This is a genomic window from Allostreptomyces psammosilenae (assembly GCF_013407765.1).
GTDB lineage: Bacteria > Actinomycetota > Actinomycetes > Streptomycetales > Streptomycetaceae > Allostreptomyces > Allostreptomyces psammosilenae.
The window spans coordinates 4,077,593-4,094,436 of record NZ_JACBZD010000001.1 but is presented as its reverse complement, the minus strand read 5'-3'; the positions used below and the strand labels follow the sequence as shown (position 1 = coordinate 4,094,436).

The 16,844-nt window shown below is 74.2% G+C and carries 12 protein-coding genes, 1 tRNA gene and 1 pseudogene; 1 reads left to right on the top strand and 13 read right to left on the bottom strand.

All coding sequences use genetic code 11. From position 1 onward, the window contains the following. Positions 1 to 240 precede the first annotated feature (240 nt). The 13 genes and pseudogenes from prmC to FHU37_RS28315 all read right to left on the bottom strand — a co-directional run bounded on the left by prmC (position 241) and on the right by FHU37_RS28315 (position 16,465). A complete protein-coding gene (prmC, locus tag FHU37_RS16935) occupies positions 241 to 1,086 on the bottom strand; it encodes a peptide chain release factor N(5)-glutamine methyltransferase (protein ID WP_179815002.1) in 846 nt (281 codons plus the stop codon). Positions 1,087 to 1,129: 43 nt separating this feature from the next. Beyond that, a complete protein-coding gene (prfA, locus tag FHU37_RS16930; RefSeq protein WP_179815001.1) occupies positions 1,130 to 2,200 on the bottom strand; it encodes a peptide chain release factor 1 in 1,071 nt (356 codons plus the stop codon). Between the two features lie 179 nt (positions 2,201 to 2,379). Continuing rightward, a complete protein-coding gene (gene rpmE, locus FHU37_RS16925; RefSeq protein WP_179815000.1) occupies positions 2,380 to 2,604 on the bottom strand; it encodes a 50S ribosomal protein L31 in 225 nt (74 codons plus the stop codon). Between the two features lie 288 nt (positions 2,605 to 2,892). Beyond that, positions 2,893 to 3,894, bottom strand: coding sequence for an LCP family protein (locus tag FHU37_RS16920; RefSeq protein ID WP_179814999.1), 1,002 nt, complete (start codon positions 3,892 to 3,894; stop codon positions 2,893 to 2,895). A 299-nt stretch (positions 3,895 to 4,193) separates the two neighbouring features. Continuing rightward, the gene (gene rho, locus FHU37_RS16915) at positions 4,194 to 6,413 is read right to left on the bottom strand and encodes a transcription termination factor Rho (RefSeq protein WP_179814998.1); all 2,220 of its coding nucleotides are present in this window, start codon (positions 6,411 to 6,413) and stop codon (positions 4,194 to 4,196) included. Between the two features lie 655 nt (positions 6,414 to 7,068). After that, the gene (gene thrB / locus FHU37_RS16910; RefSeq protein ID WP_179814997.1) at positions 7,069 to 8,004 is read right to left on the bottom strand and encodes a homoserine kinase; all 936 of its coding nucleotides are present in this window, start codon (positions 8,002 to 8,004) and stop codon (positions 7,069 to 7,071) included. A gap of 712 nt (positions 8,005 to 8,716) precedes the next feature. After that, positions 8,717 to 8,908: pseudogene (locus tag FHU37_RS29355) on the bottom strand (type II toxin-antitoxin system antitoxin); the annotation flags it as partial. Positions 8,909 to 8,966: 58 nt separating this feature from the next. Further along, a complete protein-coding gene (locus FHU37_RS16900) occupies positions 8,967 to 9,902 on the bottom strand; it encodes an SPFH domain-containing protein (protein ID WP_246449946.1) in 936 nt (311 codons plus the stop codon). A 259-nt stretch (positions 9,903 to 10,161) separates the two neighbouring features. Further along, on the bottom strand, positions 10,162 to 11,265 hold the full coding sequence (gene thrC, locus FHU37_RS16895; protein ID WP_246449944.1) for a threonine synthase: 1,104 nt from the start codon (positions 11,263 to 11,265) through the stop codon (positions 10,162 to 10,164). Continuing rightward, positions 11,265 to 12,566: a homoserine dehydrogenase gene (locus FHU37_RS16890; RefSeq protein WP_179814996.1), complete on the bottom strand. Its 1,302-nt coding sequence runs from the start codon at positions 12,564 to 12,566 to the stop codon at positions 11,265 to 11,267. The genes thrC and FHU37_RS16890 overlap by 1 nt, the downstream gene beginning before the upstream one ends. Before the next feature lie 333 nt (positions 12,567 to 12,899). Beyond that, complete coding sequence (gene lysA, locus FHU37_RS16885) at positions 12,900 to 14,288, bottom strand: diaminopimelate decarboxylase (RefSeq protein WP_179814995.1); 1,389 nt, start codon at positions 14,286 to 14,288, stop codon at positions 12,900 to 12,902. A 57-nt stretch (positions 14,289 to 14,345) separates the two neighbouring features. Further along, complete coding sequence (gene argS / locus FHU37_RS16880; RefSeq protein ID WP_179814994.1) at positions 14,346 to 16,034, bottom strand: arginine--tRNA ligase; 1,689 nt, start codon at positions 16,032 to 16,034, stop codon at positions 14,346 to 14,348. Beyond that, entirely contained in the window at positions 16,031 to 16,465 is a 435-nt protein-coding gene (locus FHU37_RS28315; protein ID WP_179814993.1) for a response regulator, read from the bottom strand. The genes argS and FHU37_RS28315 overlap by 4 nt, the downstream gene beginning before the upstream one ends. Positions 16,466 to 16,679: 214 nt before the next feature. Between FHU37_RS28315 and FHU37_RS16870 the strand changes: the two genes are divergently transcribed. Then, positions 16,680 to 16,751 (top strand) — tRNA-Arg (locus FHU37_RS16870). Positions 16,752 to 16,844 lie beyond the last annotated feature (93 nt).

Genomic DNA, 16,844 nt, shown 5'->3' with positions numbered 1-16,844 from the left:
CGCGGACGGTGCGGCCGGTCTCGTCGAAGCGCTGGGCCGCCGATGCTGCTTGCGGTGTCGTTGTTGCGTGTGTGACGCGCGTTGCGCGTGTGGTGAGCACGGGGTGTGCTCCGGGTATCGCCCCGCTCGCCCGGCGCGGACGCCGGGCCGGCCACGGGCCCCGGGCCGGCCACGGGCCCCGGGCCGGCCACGGGTGCCGGGCGCGCCGCGGGTGGGCCGCGGGCGGAGGGCCGCCGCTGCTCACAGCGGGGCCTTTCGCGCGCTGGTGAAGCGGGGGCGGTTGTTCAGGTCGCGGTGGTCGACCGCGTCCTGCCAGCCCGCCTCCTCGTTGAAGATCCACGGGACCTGCCCGCCCTGGGTGTCGGCGTGCTCCACCACCACGATCCCGCCCGGGCGCAGCAGGCGGAAGGCGGTGCGCTCGATGCCCCGGATGGTGTCCAGGCCGTCCTGGCCGGAGAAGAGCGCGAGCTCCGGGTCGTGGTCGCGGGCCTCGGGGGCCACGTGCTCCCACTCCTCCAGCGGGATGTACGGCGGGTTGGAGACCACCAGGTCCACCTGCCCGTTGAGCTCGGGCAGGGCGGTCAGCGCATCGCCGTGGTGGAGTTCCACCCGGCTGCCCGCGACGTTGCGCATGGCGTACTCCAGGGCCGCCGGGTCGAGTTCGACGGCGTGTACCCGGCTGCGCGGCACCTCCTGGGCGATGGACAGCGCGATCGCGCCGGAGCCGGTGCACAGGTCGACCACCAGCGGCTCGGCGACGTCCATGGCCCGGACGGCCTCCAGCGCCCACTCCACCACCGACTCCGTCTCCGGCCGCGGCACGAAGACGCCCGGGCCGACCCGCAGTTCCAGGTAGCGGAAGAACGCCCGGCCGGTGATGTGCTGGAGCGGTTCGCGGGCGGCCCGGCGGGCCACCGCCTCCCAGAAGCGGCCGTCGAAGTCCCGGTCGGCGACGGTGTGCAGTTCTCCGCGGCGCACGCCGTGCACGTGCGCGGCGAGCTCCTCGGCGTCGAAGCGGGGCGAGGGCACGCCGGCGTCGGCCAGCCGCTGGGTGGCCCGCGCCACCTCGGCGAGCAGCAGGTTCATGCTCTCCCTACTTCCTACTCGCGCCCCGCCCGCGCCAGCGCGCTCACTGGGCGGCTCCGAGCCGGGCCGCCATGTCCGCGTCCACGCAGGACTGGATGACGGCGTCGAGGTCCCCGTCCAGAACCTGGTCCAGGTTGTACGCCTTGTAGCCGACCCGGTGGTCCGAGATGCGGTTCTCCGGGAAGTTGTAGGTGCGCACCCGCTCCGAGCGGTCCACCGTGCGGACCTGGCTGCGGCGGGCGTCCGAGGCCTCCCGGTCCGCCTCCTCCTGGGCCGCCGCGAGGAGCCGGGCGCGCAGGATGCGCAGCGCCTGCTCCTTGTTCTGCAACTGGCTCTTCTCGTTCTGGCAGGAGACGACGATGCCGGTGGGCAGGTGGGTGATGCGCACGGCCGAGTCGGTGGTGTTGACCGACTGGCCGCCGGGGCCGGAGGAGCGGTAGACGTCGATCCGCAGGTCGTTCGGGTTGACGTCCACGTCGACGTCCTCGGCCTCCGGGAGCACCAGCACGCCGGCGGCGGAGGTGTGGATGCGGCCCTGCGACTCGGTGGCCGGCACGCGCTGCACGCGGTGCACGCCGCCCTCGAACTTCAGCCGGGCCCACACGCCCTGACCGGGCTCGGTCACGCCCCGGGACTTCACGGCGACCGAGACGTCCTTGTAGCCGCCGAGGTCGGAGGCGTTGGCGTCGATGATCTCGGTCTTCCAGCCCACCCGTTCGGCGTAGCGCAGGTACATCCGGAGCAGGTCGCCGGCGAACAGGGCGGACTCCTCGCCGCCCTCGCCGGCCTTGATCTCCAGGATGACGTCCTTGTCGTCGCTCGGGTCGCGCGGGACGAGCAGCATGCGCAGGCGTTCGGCCAGTTCCTCGCGGCGCTCGGTGAGCGAGACCACCTCGGCGGCGAACTCCGGGTCCTCCTTGGCCAGCTCGCCGGCGGCCTCGATGTCGTCGCCGGTGGTCTGCCAGGCGCGGTAGGTCTCGACGATCGGGGTCAGCTCGGCGTAGCGCTTGCCGAGGCGGCGCGCGAGGGACTGGTCGGCGTGGACGCCGGGGTCCGCCAGTCGCTTCTGCAGGTCCTCGTGCTCGACCAGCATGTCGGCGATTGCCTCGAACATCGTCTCCCGTGCCTTTCCCCACTCCTACGCGGGCGTTCGCTGAAGCTCATCCGCCTGCCCCGTTCCGCGGGGCGGGCGTCCCGGGGCGGCGGGCCGCCGCCCCAACGCACGCGGCGCCGGTCGCCAGGCCGCGCGCCCCGATCGGGGCTGCGGGGCGGGCGACCGGCGCCGGAGGTCGGCTACTTCTTCGGGGAGCCGAGCTTCTTGCCGAAGCGGGCCTCGAAGCGGGCCACGCGGCCACCGGTGTCCAGGATCTTCTGCTTGCCCGTGTAGAACGGGTGGCACTGCGAGCAGACCTCGGCGCGGATGGCGCCGCTCTCGGCCGTGCTGCGCGTGGTGAAGGTGGCACCGCAGGTGCAGGTGACCGTGGTCTCGCGGTACTCGGGGTGGATGTCGGGCTTCACTGGGTCTCTCCTAGGTTCGGGAGGGCTCCCGGGTCGTGCCGACGGGATGTCGCACGTGAACCGGGGCCGACGGACCAGTGTGCCACTAGATGAAGCGGCGCCCAAATGCGCCCGGGTTATCCACAGGCCGGAAAAGGGGACTGCCGCCCCTCCCCTCCCCCGTGGGAGCGTGGAAATCGGGGGGACCCACCGGGGCTCCCCCAGGCGGCGTTGCGCGCGGGGCGCGTGGTGGCGCGTAGGGCGCGTGGGGCGCCCCGTGCGGCCGGGGAAGGGACGGTCCCGCTCCCCTCAGCCGGGCGGCTCGCGGTCGGCCCGCAGGGCCGCCCACAGGGCCTCGGCCTCCCCCTCCACCGGCACCACCCGGTTGGGGTCGCCGGCGGAGGCGGCCACCGGCAGGGTGACCGTCCGCACCGCGTCCTCGCGCAGGCCGGACAGGCTGCGGGCGAGCGAGACCAGGTCGTCCAGGGAGCGGAGCTCCTCGTCGGTCGTGACGGCCTCCGCCGTGGCCTCGGCGACGCGGTACAGCCGCGGCGGGTCGCCGAGCAGCCCGGTGCCGCCCACCTCGGCCACCAGCGCGCGCAGGAACCGCTGCTGGAGCTCTATCCGCCCGAGGTCGCTGCCGTCGCCCACCCCGTGCCGGGTGCGGACGAAGGCCAGCGCCTGCTCGCCGTCGAGGCGGTGGGTGCCGGGGGCGAGGTCGAGGTCGCTGTACGGGTCGTGGATCGCCTGGTCGACGGTGATCTCCACCCCGCCCAGGGCGTCCACGATCTCCGCGAAACCGGCGAAGTCCACGGCGACGACGTGGTCGACGCGCAGCCCGCTCATCGCCTCGACGGTCTTCACCGCGCAGGCCGGCCCGCCGGTGGCGTAGGCGGTGTTGAAGGCCACCTGCCCCTCGCGCGGCGCCGTGTGGCCCTCCGGGGTGACGCAGGGCGGCCGGTCGACCAGGGTGTCGCGCGGGATGCTCACCACGGTGGCGCTGCGGCGCCCCTCGGCTAGGTGCACCACCATCGCCGTGTCGGAGCGGCCGGCGCCCTTCTCGCTGCCGCCCACCACCTCGCCGTTGTCGCCGGCCCGGGTGTCGGTGCCCAGGACCAGGATGTCGGTGGCGCCGGTGGCGGTCTTGGCGGGCCGGTCGTCCCCGAGCAGGGCGCCCAGGTCGACGGTGGAGAGCTTGCCGTCGAGGCGGAACCAGAGCCCGGCGGCGACGGTGCCGAGGACGACGAGCAGGGCGGCGGTGACGGCGGTCAGCGTCCTGCGCCGGCGGCGGCCGGCTCGGCGGCTGTGCATCGGAAACTCCTTGGCATGGAACCCCCGAGGTTCAGCGGCGCCAGGGCCGCGCTCACGTCGTTGCTGTCCGGAAAGTACCGACTTGCCAGGAGCTTCACTTTAGACCGATCCGGTGACCGTCCGCGCGCCGAGAACGGGACGGCCGGAGGGTCGGGGAACCGGCACGACCAGGCACCACGGGCCGCCACGGGGCACGACGAGGGCCGGGCCGGGACCTGGTGGGGTCCCGGCCCGGCCCTGGAGCGTGCGAGCCGCCGGCCGCCCGCCGCCCGGGATCCGGGCGGCGGGAGCGCCGGTCGTCAGTCGCCGTGCGGGGACGGCGTCGTCTTGGCGATCTGGAGAAGGAACTCGCCGTTGCTCTTGGTCTCCTTCATCTTGCTGAGCAGCAGCTCGATGCCCTGCTGCTGGTCCAGCGCGTGCAGCACCCGGCGGAGCTTCCAGACGACGCCGAGCTCCTCGCCGCTCATCAGGATCTCCTCCTTCCGGGTGCTGGAGGAGATCACGTCGACGGCCGGGAAGATGCGCTTCTCGGCGATCTTCCGGTCGAGCTTGAGCTCCATGTTTCCGGTGCCCTTGAACTCCTCGAAGATGATCTCGTCCATCTTCGAGCCGGTCTCGACCAGCGCCGTCGCCAGGATGGTGAGCGAGCCGCCGTTCTCGATGTTGCGGGCCGCGCCGAAGAACTTCTTCGGCGGGTACAGCGCCGCGGAGTCGACACCACCGGAGAGGATGCGGCCGGAGGCCGGGGCGGCCAGGTTGTAGGCACGACCCAGACGGGTGATCGAGTCCAGCAGAACCACCACGTCGCAGCCCAGCTCCACCAGCCGCTTGGCGCGCTCGATGGCGAGCTCGGCCACCGTGGTGTGGTCCTCCGCCGGCCGGTCGAAGGTCGAGGAGATGACCTCGCCCTTCACCGACCGCTGCATGTCGGTGACCTCCTCCGGACGCTCGTCCACCAGGACGACCATCAGGTGCACCTCGGGGTTGTTGTGGGTGATCGCGTTCGCGATCGCCTGCAGCACCATCGTCTTGCCGGCCTTCGGCGGCGAGACGATCAGACCGCGCTGCCCCTTCCCGATCGGCGCGATCAGGTCGATGATCCGCGTGGTCAGCACACCCGGATCCGTCTCCAGACGCAGCCGCTCCTGCGGGTACAGCGGAGTGAGCTTGCCGAACTCGGTGCGGTGCCGGCCCTGCTCCGGCTCCATGCCGTTCACCGAGTCCAGCCGCACCAGGGCGTTGAACTTCTCCCGGCGCTCGCCCTCACGCGGCTGGCGCACCGCGCCGGTGATCGCGTCGCCCTTGCGCAGCCCGTTCTTGCGCACCTGCGCCAGCGAGACGTACACGTCGTTCGGCCCCGGCAGGTAGCCGGAGGTCCGCACGAACGCGTAGTTGTCGAGGATGTCGAGGATGCCGGCCACCGGGATCAGGACGTCGTCCTCCGCCACCAGCGGCTCGTTCGCCTCGTAGCCCTCGCGGCCGCGGGTGCCACGGCGGTTCCGCTCGCGGTAGCGGCGGCCCCGGCGGCGGCCGCCGCCCTCGAAGTCGTCCTCGTCCTGCTGGCCGCGGTCCCGGTCGCGGTTGTCGCGCCGGGCCTCGGCGGCGGCGTCCCCGCGACCGTCCCGTTCGGCACGCTCGCCGCGCTCGGCGCGACCCTCGCGGTCGCCACGGCCCTCGCGGTCACCGCGCTCGCCACGGCCCTCGCGGTCGGCGCGACGGCCGCGCTCGCGCCGGTCGCCGCGCTCACCGCGGCCCCGACGACCCTCGCGGTCGCCGGTGGCCTCGCCCCGGCCGGCCTCCTCGGTCGCGGTCTGCTGGCCGGCGGCCTCCCGGCCACCGGAGGCCGCCTGGGCGGCCGTCTCCTGCTCGGCGCCACGGCGGCGGCGACGCTCGCCGGCGCCGTCCTCGCCCGCCGGCTGGCCGGGGATCTCCGCGGCCGGCTGCTCGGCGAGCCGGCTGCGGGAACGGCGGGAACGGCCCGCCGGCTGCTGCTCGGCCGCCGGTTCGGCGGACGGCTGCTCGCCCGCGCCGCTCGGGGCGGGCGCGACGGCCGTCGGGGCCGGCTCCGCCGGGGCGGCGGGGGCCGGGGCGGCCTCGGCGACCGGTGCGGGCGCGGCCTCGGCGGCGCGCACCGGCGCCTCGGCGGCCGGCTGCTCGGCCGCGGGGGCGGCGGTCTCGGCGGCCGGGGCGGCCTCCGCGGCCTTCGCCCGGGTGGCGCGCGTCCGGGTGGTCCGGGTGGTGGCCGTCTTGGTGGCGGCCGCGGCGCGCTCGGCGTCGTCCGGCGTGCTCACCGAGACGCCCTGCTTGTTCTGGATGGCCTCGATCAGCTGGCTCTTGCGCATGCGCGCGGTGCCGCTGATGCCGAGGGCGGAAGCGATCTGCTGCAGTTCGGCGAGGACCATGCCGTTCAGGCCGGTGCCGGACGACCGGCGACGCCGGGGTGCGGGCGCGGCAGCGGGCTGTTCCGCGGCGGACGCGGCTTCCGGGCGCGCGCCCATCAGATCGGTGGAGTCGCTCACGAAGGGTCCTTCCCTGGAGCGGACGTCGGCCTGTCTGGCTCGGCGACCGGTTGTGCTGTCCTGGACTGCGCCCTTCGGCGCACGCCCTGGGCGGTGTACTGCCCTGCGGAGGGCGGGGATTCGAATCGGGGTTCGTCCGATACGGCCGGCGACGGGGCGGCCTTGCTCCGCGCCGGAACCGTACGTGTGTGGACCACTGCCCCACCCGTCACCGCGAGGACAGGAAGCTCAGGCGGTGAGGGGGACGCCCGGAGAAGCGTGTTTCCCGAAGAGCCGGGACACGGGGCACCGGGCCCCGGGGGGCACCTGGTGCGGACATTGAGACTAACACTACTAGGTCCGCATCCATTCCCCCACCCCATGTGGGCGGATCCGTGTCCGTGCGACGCGATCCACGCGCTCACCTCCCCCTCCTCCACGCGACCGGCCGGCCCTGCCGCCGACCGTGCCGTCCATCCCGGCGGCCGGGCACGGCCGCGGTGCGCTCCCGCCCGCGTGCCGACCCACCCGCCGTTCCACTTCCCCGCGCCGTCCGACGGCGCCGCGCCACCGGACGCGGGCGGGCACCCGCGTCCGCCGCCCGGACGTCCGCGCGCGCACGGGCTCCCCGTGCCGCCGCCCGCGACGGCGCCTGCGCGCAGCCGTCATCCGGTCGTCATCCGGCCAGCGGCAGGATGACGGTGCCGGAGCCGTCCACCTCCAGCCGGTGGGCGCTCCAACCCGGTCCGGCCAGCTGGGCCGCCTTCTCCGCCGCCGCGGCGGACGGGTCGGCCCCGCCGTCGATCAGGGCGAGCACTGTGGGTCCTGCCCCGGAAACCACCGCCGCTACACCTTCGGCGCGCAGGGAGTGGACCAGTTCCAGCGACTCCGGCATCGCCGGGGCCCGGTACTCCTGGTGGAGCCGGTCCTCGGTGGCGGCGAGGAGCAGCTCCGGGCGCCGGGTGATCGCCTCGACGAGCAGGGCGGCCCGGCCGGCGGTCAGCGCGGCGTCGGCGTGCGGCACCTGGCGCGGGAGCAGTCCGCGCGCCGTCTCGGTGAGCAGCGGCGTCGCCGGGATGAACACCACGGGTGTCAGCGCGGCGGCCGGGTCGAGCCGGACGGCGCGAGCCGCCCGCCCCTGTGACCAGGCGATGGTGAAACCGCCGAGCAGGCAGGCCGCCACGTTGTCCGGGTGGCCCTCCAACTCGTTCGCGAGTTCCAGCAGACGCTCGTCGTCCAGCCGGTCCTGGCCGCCGATGGTGACCGCCCTCGCTGCCATGATGCCCGCACAGATGGCCGCGGAGGAAGAGCCCAGACCCCGGCCGTGCGGGATTCGATTGGCGCAGACCACTTCCAGGCCGCGCGGCTGGCCGCCCAGCACGTCGAATGCCGCCCGCAACGCCCGTACGACCAGGTGTTTCTCGTCGCGCGGGACACTGTCCGCGCCCTCCCCGGCCACGTCGACGTGCAGGCCCGAGTCGGCCACCCGTACCACGACGTCGTCGTAGAGGCCGAGGGCCAGGCCGAGGGAGTCGAAACCGGGGCCGAGGTTCGCGCTGGTCGCGGGGGTGCGCACCCGAACGGGCGCAGCACGGAACGCGGGACCGGCCATGCGTGGGGACACTCCTGTTCGTCACTGCCGGGCAGCCGATCGGGGTTGGCTGCGGGTCGGCCTGCCCCGGCTGGGCGCCGGGGCGGCGAGGGGGCACGGCACGGGCCGGCCCTCTCCGCCCGCGCCACCGGCGGGCTGGGCCGGGCGGGGGCCATCCCCGCGGGCGCGGGGAGCGGCACGGGCGCACCCGGCGAGGGGTTCGGCAGTTGCCAGAGATCAGCGTATCGAAGGAAGGTTCCCGTCGGATACAGCGCATCGCCGCGAGTCGTGGGGCGAGGGGGCGGCGCCCGGCGTGGCGGGCGATCGGGGGCGGTCGCGGACACGCCGCGGGGGCGTCCGCGGCGGTCGCGGACGCCCCCTTCGATCGCGTCGTCCCGGGGCGGGTGGCCGGTGCCGGGAGGGCTGCCGGCCACCTCTGGGATCCGAGGCGGCGTCAGGCGGGACTGCCCGGTGGGTACGGGTCGTGACGGTCCGTCCGGGCCAGTTGTGCTCCTGGTGCCGCTTCGGGCGGGATCGGCCGAAATCAGTCGGTCGGTGCCGGTCGGGACGGTCCCGACGGGCCGTCGCCGGTGGGGGCCGCGTCGTCGGCCGGCTCCTCGCCTGTCGGTCCGCCGCCTGTCGGTCCGCCGCCGGTCGGCCCGCCGCCGGTCGGCCCGTCGGCCGTGGGACCGCCGTCGGTCCGAGCGCCGCCGGTCGGCCCGTCGTCGCCCCGGGGGCGTTTGGGCGGTCGGCCGCGGCGCGGGGACGGCCCGTCCCGCACCGCCCGGCCGGCCTGGTCCAGCGCCCTGCGCAGCAGGAACTCGATGTGCGCGTTCACGCTGCGCAGTTCGTCGTCCGCCCAGCGTTGCAGGGCCTCGTACACCTGGGGATCGACGCGCAGCAGGAACTTCTTGCGCTCTGCCACCTACTCGCTCCTTAACCCTGGTCGGCCCCCGTGGACGTCCCTCGCGGGTCCGGGGAGGTCACTGGTACAGCGAGCCGGCGTTCACGACGGGCTGGGTCCCCCGGTCACCGCAGAGCACCACCATGAGGTTGCTGACCATGGCGGCCTTGCGCTCCTCGTCCAGCTCGACGACCTCGCGCTCGCTGAGCCGGTCCAGGGCCATCTCGACCATGCCGACGGCGCCCTCCACGATGCGGGTCCGGGCGGACACCACGGCTCCCGCCTGCTGCCGCTGGAGCATCGCCTGGGCGATCTCCGGAGCGTACGCCAGATGGGTGATCCGGCACTCCAGGACCCGCACACCGGCCAGGGCGACCCGCTCCTGCACCTCGGCGCCGAGTTCGTCCCCGAGGTTGAGGCCGGAGCGCAGCGAGGGCTGGCCCTCCTCGCCACTGTCGTAGGGGTAGGAGGTGGCCAGGTGGCGCACGCCCGTCTCGGCCTGGGTGGTGACGTACTCCTCGTAGTCGTCCACCTGGAAGACGGCGGAGGCGGCGTCCTCGACCTTCCAGACCACCACGGCGGCGATCTCCACCGGGGTGCCGTCGAGGTCGTTCACCTTGAGCACCGAGCTCTCGAAGTTGCGCACGCGCAGCGAGACGCGCCGGCGGGTGGTGAGCGGGTTGACGCACCAGAAGCCGTCGCGGCTCAGCGTGCCGGCGTAGGAGCCGAACAGCTGGAGCACCCGGGCCTCGTTGGGGTTGACCACGACCATTCCGGCCAGCAGCGCGACGGCGACCAGGCCGCAGAGCACGATCACCACCATGACCGGGCCGAGGTAGTCGTCGGCGAGGAAGACGCCGAGCAGCGTCGCGAAGGCGGCCAGCGCCAGGGCGAAGCCGAACGCCAGGTAGCCGGAGACGGCCCGCGCCGGGCGCTCCGGGTGGGTGGGCGCGGCGGCGCTCATGTCGGGCACGTACTCGGTGGAGACGGCGGACTGTGCGGTGTGCTCGGGCATGACGGCGTCCTTTCTGGGCGGGTGACCGCCTCGGACGGCGCCGTGGGAGCGCCCCCCTCCGGCGCTCTCGCGGCGACATCTTCTGTATGGCAAAGTGATATCACATTTAGCCCGCGGAGGACAGGCGGAGGACGGACGGGAGCGGCGGCACCCGGTCGATCGGGTGCCGCCGCTCCTCGTCGGTCGTCCGCCGTCAGGCGTGTGCTGTTGTTCCGCTCCGGCTCAGCGCCGCCGGTTCCGGCTCAGGCCGCGTTCCGGCTCAGCGCAGGCCGAGGTGGGCCGCCGCCGCGTCCGCGTCCACCGGGACGACCGTGGGCTGCGGCGCGCCGGCCACCGCCCAGTCCGGGTCCTTGAGCCCGTTGCCGGTCACCGTGCACACGATGCGCTGCCCCGGATCCACCAGCCCGCGCTCGGCGGCGTGCAGCAGCCCGGCGACGCTCGCCGCCGACGCCGGCTCCACGAACACGCCCTCGCGGGAGGCCAGGAAGCGGTAGGCGGACAGGATCTGCCGGTCGGTGACCGCCTCGATCATGCCGCCGGACTCGTCCCGGGCCTGCTCGGCGAGGGCCCAGGAGGCCGGGTTGCCGATCCGGATCGCCGTGGCGATGGTCTGCGGGTCCTTCACCGGCTCGCCGCGCACGATCGGCGCGGAGCCCCAGGCCTGGAAGCCCCACATCCGCGGGGTGCGGGTCGCGATGCCGTCCGCCGCGTACTCGCGGTAGCCGCGCCAGTAGGCGGTGATGTTCCCGGCGTTGCCGACCGGCAGCAGGTGCAGGTCCGGGGCGTCGCCGAGGGCGTCCACGATCTCGAAGGCCGCCGTCTTCTGGCCCTCGATCCGCACCGGGTTCACCGAGTTGACCAGCGCCACCGGGTAGTTGTCGGCCAGGCCGCGGGCCAGCGTCAGGCAGTCGTCGAAGTTGCCGTCCACCTGGAGGATTCGGGCGCCGTGCACCAGCGCCTGCGCCATCTTGCCGAGCGCGATCTTGCCCTGCGGCACCAGCACCGCGGAGACCATGCCGGCGCGCACCGCGTAGGCGGTCGCGGACGCCGAGGTGTTCCCGGTCGAGGCGCAGATGACGGCCTTGGCGCCCTCCTCCTTCGCCCGGGTGATCGCCATCGTCATGCCGCGGTCCTTGAACGACCCGGTCGGGTTGGCGCCCTCGACCTTCAGGAAGACCTCGCAGCCGGTGCGCTCGGAGAGCACCTGGGCCGGCACCAGCGGCGTGCCGCCCTCCAGCAGGGTCACCACCGGGGTCGATTCGGTGACCGGGAGCCGGTCGCGGTACTCCTCGATCACGCCGCGCCACTGCCGAGTGGCGCCCAGCGGGCGGCCGTCCCGGCGGCCCTCCATGGCGGTGTCCATTACTCCCCTTCCACACGCATGATGCCCGCCACGCCGCGGACGATGTCCATCCGGCGCAGCTCCTCCACGGTCGCCGACAGCGCCGCGTCCGTGGCGCGGTGGGTGACCACCACCAGCTTGGCCTCGCCGTCCCGGCCCTGCTGCCGGACCGTGTCGATCGACACCCCGTGCTCGGCGAAGACCGACGCCACCTGCGCCAGCACGCCCGCGCGGTCGGCCACGTCCAGGCTGACGTGGTAGCGGGTGACCACCTCGCCCATCGGGCTCACCGGCAGCTGGGCGTACGCCGACTCGCCCGGCCCGCGCCCGCCGGCCACCCGGTTGCGGCAGACCGCCACCAGGTCGCCGAGCACCGCGCTGGCGGTCGGCGCGCCGCCCGCGCCCGGCCCGTAGAACATCAGCTGCCCGGCTGCCTCCGCCTCGACGAAGACCGCGTTGTACGCCCCGCGCACCCCCGCCAGCGGGTGGGCCAGCGGCACCATCGCCGGGTGCACCCGGGCCGTCACGCGCTCCTCGCCGGTGGCCGCGTCGCGGGAGCGCTCGCAGATCGCCAGCAGCTTGACCACGCAGCCCATCTCCTTGGCGCCGGCGATGTCGGCGGCCGTCACCTCGGTGATGCCCTCGCGGTACACGTCGTCGGCGGTCACCCGGGTGTGGAAGGCGATGCCGGCCAGGATCGCGGCCTTGGCGGCGGCGTCGAAGCCCTCGATGTCGGCGGTCGGGTCGGCCTCCGCGTATCCCAGCGCGGTGGCCTCCTCCAGCGCCTCGGAGAAGCCGGCGCCGGTGGTGTCCATCCGGTCCAGCACGAAGTTGGTGGTGCCGTTGACGATGCCCAGCACCCGCTCGACCTTGTCGCCGGCCAGCGACTCGCGCAGCGGGCGGATCAGCGGGATCGCGCCGGCCACCGAGGCCTCGTAGTAGAGGTCCACGCCGTAGCGCTCGGCGGCGGCGTGCAGCGTGGCGCCGTCGGCGGCCAGCAGCGCCTTGTTCGCGGTCACCACGCTGGCGCCGTGCTCCATCGCCTCCAGGATCAGGCTGCGCGCCGGCTCGATGCCGCCGATGACCTCCACCACCAGGTCGATGTCGTCGCGTTTGACCAGCGCGCCGGCGTCGGTGGTGAACAGCTCCGGGTCCAGCCCGGCCCGCTCCCGGCCGGCCCGCCGCACCGCGATGCCGGCGAGCTCCACCGGCGCGCCCACCCGGGCGGCCAGGTCGGCGGCGTGCGTCGTCATGATGCGCGCGACCTCCGAGCCGACCACACCGCAGCCCAGCAGCGCTACCCGCAAGGGGTCCGTACGCATCCTTCGACCTCGCTTCCGCACTCTCCTCCGCCACGACACGGCGTCGCGGCGGCAGCGGCACCGCCCCGGCCGGTTCCCTCCGCCCGGTTCCGGTGTCCCTCCGGGCCGCCGGTGTGCGGCCCGTTCACGCTGTTCGGCGCCCTACCAGTGTCAACGACGTGCGCCGGTGGACCGACCCGGGTCCAGCATTCGAGACGCCGTTCCGCCAGTCGGCGACTGGCCGTGAGCGCCCGGGGGCGCTCCGGCGTCCTCGGCGTCCCCCGCCTCGCCCCGCGCCCCCGCGCCCGGAGCGGCGCCGTCGCCGCTCCGGCGCCGTCACCGCTTCCGTCCCGGTCACCCCACGTCGAGGGCGAGCAGGTCCTCCGGCGTCTCCCGGCGCACGATGACCCGCGCCCGGCCGTCCCTGACCGCGACCACCGGCGGGCGCGTCAGGTGGTTGTAGTTGCTCGCCATCGAGCGGCAGTAGGCGCCGGTCGCCGGCACCGCCAGCAGGTCACCGGGCCGCACGTCCGCCGGCAGGTAGGCGTCGCGCACCACGATGTCGCCCGACTCGCAGTGCTTGCCCACCACCCGCGACAGCATCGGCGGCGCCGAGGACGCCCGGGAGGCCAGCACCACCGAGTACTCGGCGTCGTACAGCGCCGTGCGGATGTTGTCCGACATCCCGCCGTCCACGCTGACGTAGGTGCGCAGGCCCTCCAGCGGCTTGACCGTGCCCACCTCGTAGAGCGTGAAGGTGGTCGGGCCGGCGATCGCCCGGCCCGGCTCCACCGACAGCCGCGGCGCCGCCAGGCCGGCCGCCTCGCACTCCCGCTGCACGATCCAGCCCAGCGACTTGGCGATCTCCGCCGGGTCGCGCGGGTCGTCGGCCGGGGTGTAGGCGATGCCCAGCCCGCCGCCGAGGTCGATCTCCGGCAGCTCGACGCCGTGCTCGTCCCGGATCTCGGCCAGCAGGCCCACCACGCGGCGGGCCGCGACCTCGAAGCCGGCGGTGTCGAAGATCTGCGAACCGATGTGCGAGTGCAGCCCGAGCAGGGTGAGGCCGTCGGCGGCCAGCACCCGGCGCACCGCCTCGGCGGCCTGCCCGCCGGCCAGCGCCAGGCCGAACTTCTGGTCCTCGTGCGCGGTGGCGATGAACTCGTGGGTGTGCGCCTCGACGCCCACCGTCACCCGGACCAGCACGCCCTGGCGCACCCCGCGCTCCCGGGCGATGGCGTCCAGCCGCTCGATCTCCTCGAAGGAGTCCACCACGATCCGGCCGACCCCGGCCTCCACGGCGGCGGCCAGCTCGGCGCGCGACTTGTTGTTGCCGTGCAGCGCGAGGCGCTCCGCCGGCATGCCGCCGGCCAGCGCCACCGCCAGCTCGCCGCCCGAGCAGACGTCCAGGTTCAGGCCCTCCTCCACCAGCCAGCGCACCACGGCGCGGCTGAGGAACGCCTTGCCGGCGTAGAAGACGTCGGCGCCGGCGAACGCCTCGCGCCAGGCCCGGGCGCGGGCCCGGAAGTCGTCCTCGTCCAGGAAGTAGGCCGGCGTGCCGAACTCGGCCGCCAGCTGGGTGACGGGCACCCCGCCGAGGCGGAGCACGCCGTCCTCGCCGCGCCGCGCCCCGGCGGACCAGACGCGCTCGTCGATGCGGTTGAGGTCCTCCGGCGGCAGGAGGTGGTGGTCCTCCGGCAGGACGTCCCCGTGCCGGGGGCCCGCCGGGTGCGCTGAACGGCTCATGGTCGAACTGCCTGCCTTCCTCGGTTCACGACTTCACGGTGCTGCTTGCGGCCTGGCTCACATGCGCTCGGGGGCGGACACCCCGAGCAGTTTCAGGCCGTTGGCGAGGACCGTACGGCTGGCCTCCTGCAGCCACAGCCGGGCGACGGTCAGGTCGTCCGCCTCCTCGTCACCGCGCGGCAGGATCCGGCAGCTGTCGTAGAACCGGTGGTAGGTGCCGGCCAGCTCCTCCAGGTAGCGGGCGATGCGGTGCGGCTCGCGCAGCTCGCCGGCCGCGGCCACCACCGAGGGGAACTCGCCCAGCTTGCCGAGCAGGTCGGACTCCCGCTCGGTGGCGAGCAGCTCCGGACGGAAGCCGTCGGCGGCCGCGGCCGCCTCCGCGGTGCCGCTGACCGGCACGGCCACGCCGAGGTCGACGGCGTTGGCGCGCAGGCTGGACATCCGGGCGTGCGCGTACTGCACGTAGAAGACCGGGTTCTCGTTCTTCGCGCTGGTCAGCAGGTCGATGTCGAGGGTGAGGGTGGAGTCGGTGGCCGAGCGCACCAGCGAGTAGCGGGCGGCGTCCACCCCGATCCACTCCACCACGTCGTCGATCGTGATGATGTTGCCGGCGCGCTTGGACATGCGCACCTCGACGCCGTCCTTCAGCATCTTCACGAACTGCCCGATGAGCACCTCGATGTTGTGCCCCGGGTCGTCACCGGCGCAGGCCACGATGGCCTTCAGGCGGCCCACGTAGCCGTGGTGGTCCGCGCCGAGCATGTACACGCAGACCTCGTTGCCGCGGTCCCGCTTGTCCAGGTAGTAGGCGGCGTCGGAGGCGAAGTAGGTCTTCTCGCCGTCCTGCTTGACCAGGACGCGGTCCTTGTCGTCGCCGAAGTCGGTGGTGCGCAGCCAGATGGCGCCGTCCGCCTCGTAGACGTGGCCCTGCTCGCGCAGCCGCTCGATGGCCCGCTCGACCGCGCCGGAGTCGTGCAGCGACTTCTCCGAGAACCAGGTGTCGAAGTGCACCCCGAACTCGGCCACCGAGCGCTGGATCTCGGCCACCATCAGCCGCAGGCCCTCGGTGCGGAACACCGGGGCCTGCTCCTCCTCGGGGCGCTGCAGCAGCCCCGGGTTGTCGGCGACCACCTGGTCGGCGATCTCCTTGATGTACGCGCCGACGTAGCCGTCCTCCGGCGCCGGCCGCCCGTTCGCCACGGCCTGCAGCGAGGCGCCGAACTTGGCGATCTGCACGCCGGCGTCGTTGATGTAGTACTCGGTGGAGACGTCCGCGCCGCAGGCGGTGAGCACCCGCGCCAGCGAGTCGCCGACCGCGGCCCACCGCACGCCGCCGACGTGGATCGGCCCGGTGGGGTTGGCGGAGATGAACTCCAGGTTGATCTTCAGCCCCTTGAGCGACGCGTTGCGCCCGTACTCCCCGCCGGCCAGCACGATCGTCCGGGCCAGCTCGCCGTGCGCCGCCGTCTCCAGCACCACGTTCAGGAAGCCGGGCCCCGCGATGTCGACCCGGGCGATCCCCGGCGTCGCGCTCAGGCGCGCGGCGAGGATCTCGGCCACCTGTCGCGGCGGCTTGCCGGCCGGCTTGGCCAGCTGGAGCGCGACGTTGCTGGCGTAGTCGCCGTGGTCCTTGATCTTCGGCCGCTCGACCGTGACGCGCTCGGGCACGTCGACGGTCAGCTCGCCCGCCTCGACGGCGGAGCGAACCGCGGACAGCACTGCCTGGGAAAGCTCTGCGGGGGTCACCTTTCAAGGGTAGGGGAGGAAACCGGCTCCCCCGCCACAGGGTTTGCCTCCGCCCCACCCCGTGCCGCGGCCGCCCGCACCACCGCCACCAGCTGCCCGGGGTCGAACGGCTTGGCCACCGCCGCCGCCACCCCCAGTTGCCGCGCCCGCGCCAGCTCCCTCGGCCCCGACGCGCTCACCACCACGATCGGCAGGTGCTGCGTCCGCGGGTCCGCCCGCAGCGCGGCCACCGTGTGCAACCCGTCCAGCCGCGGCATCCGCAGGTCCAGCGTGACGACGTCCGGACACCACCGGTGCACCGCCTCCAGCGCCTCGACACCATCGACGGCGGTCACCACCTCGAACCCCTCCAGCTCGAGATTGACCCCGATCAACTGCCGGATGTCCGCACTGTCGTCAACGACGAGGACCCGACCGGTCGCGCCACACACAGCACCAGAGGGTAGGTCGCCCCCGCCCACCGCGGGCGGCTTTCCCCCATATCCACCCCACCCGCCCCCGTTCGAGTGACCCCACCCGCACGCCCCCCGCCCCACCCGCCCCCGCTCCCCGCCACCCCACCCCGCCTCCTCCGCCGCCCCACCCGACAACCCATGCGAGACCACCCTCCAGAAGCTGGTAGTGTTCTTCCCGTCGCCAGGACAAGCCCCCGTAGCTCAGGGGATAGAGCAACGGCCTCCGGAGCCGTGTGCGCAGGTTCGAATCCTGCCGGGGGCACTTCGCAAGAAGTGCCGAAACGCCCGCTGACCAGCGTGAACGCTGTCAGCGGGCGTTCGTCGTGTGTGCCATGCGAGTTGGAGCGTGGCGTCC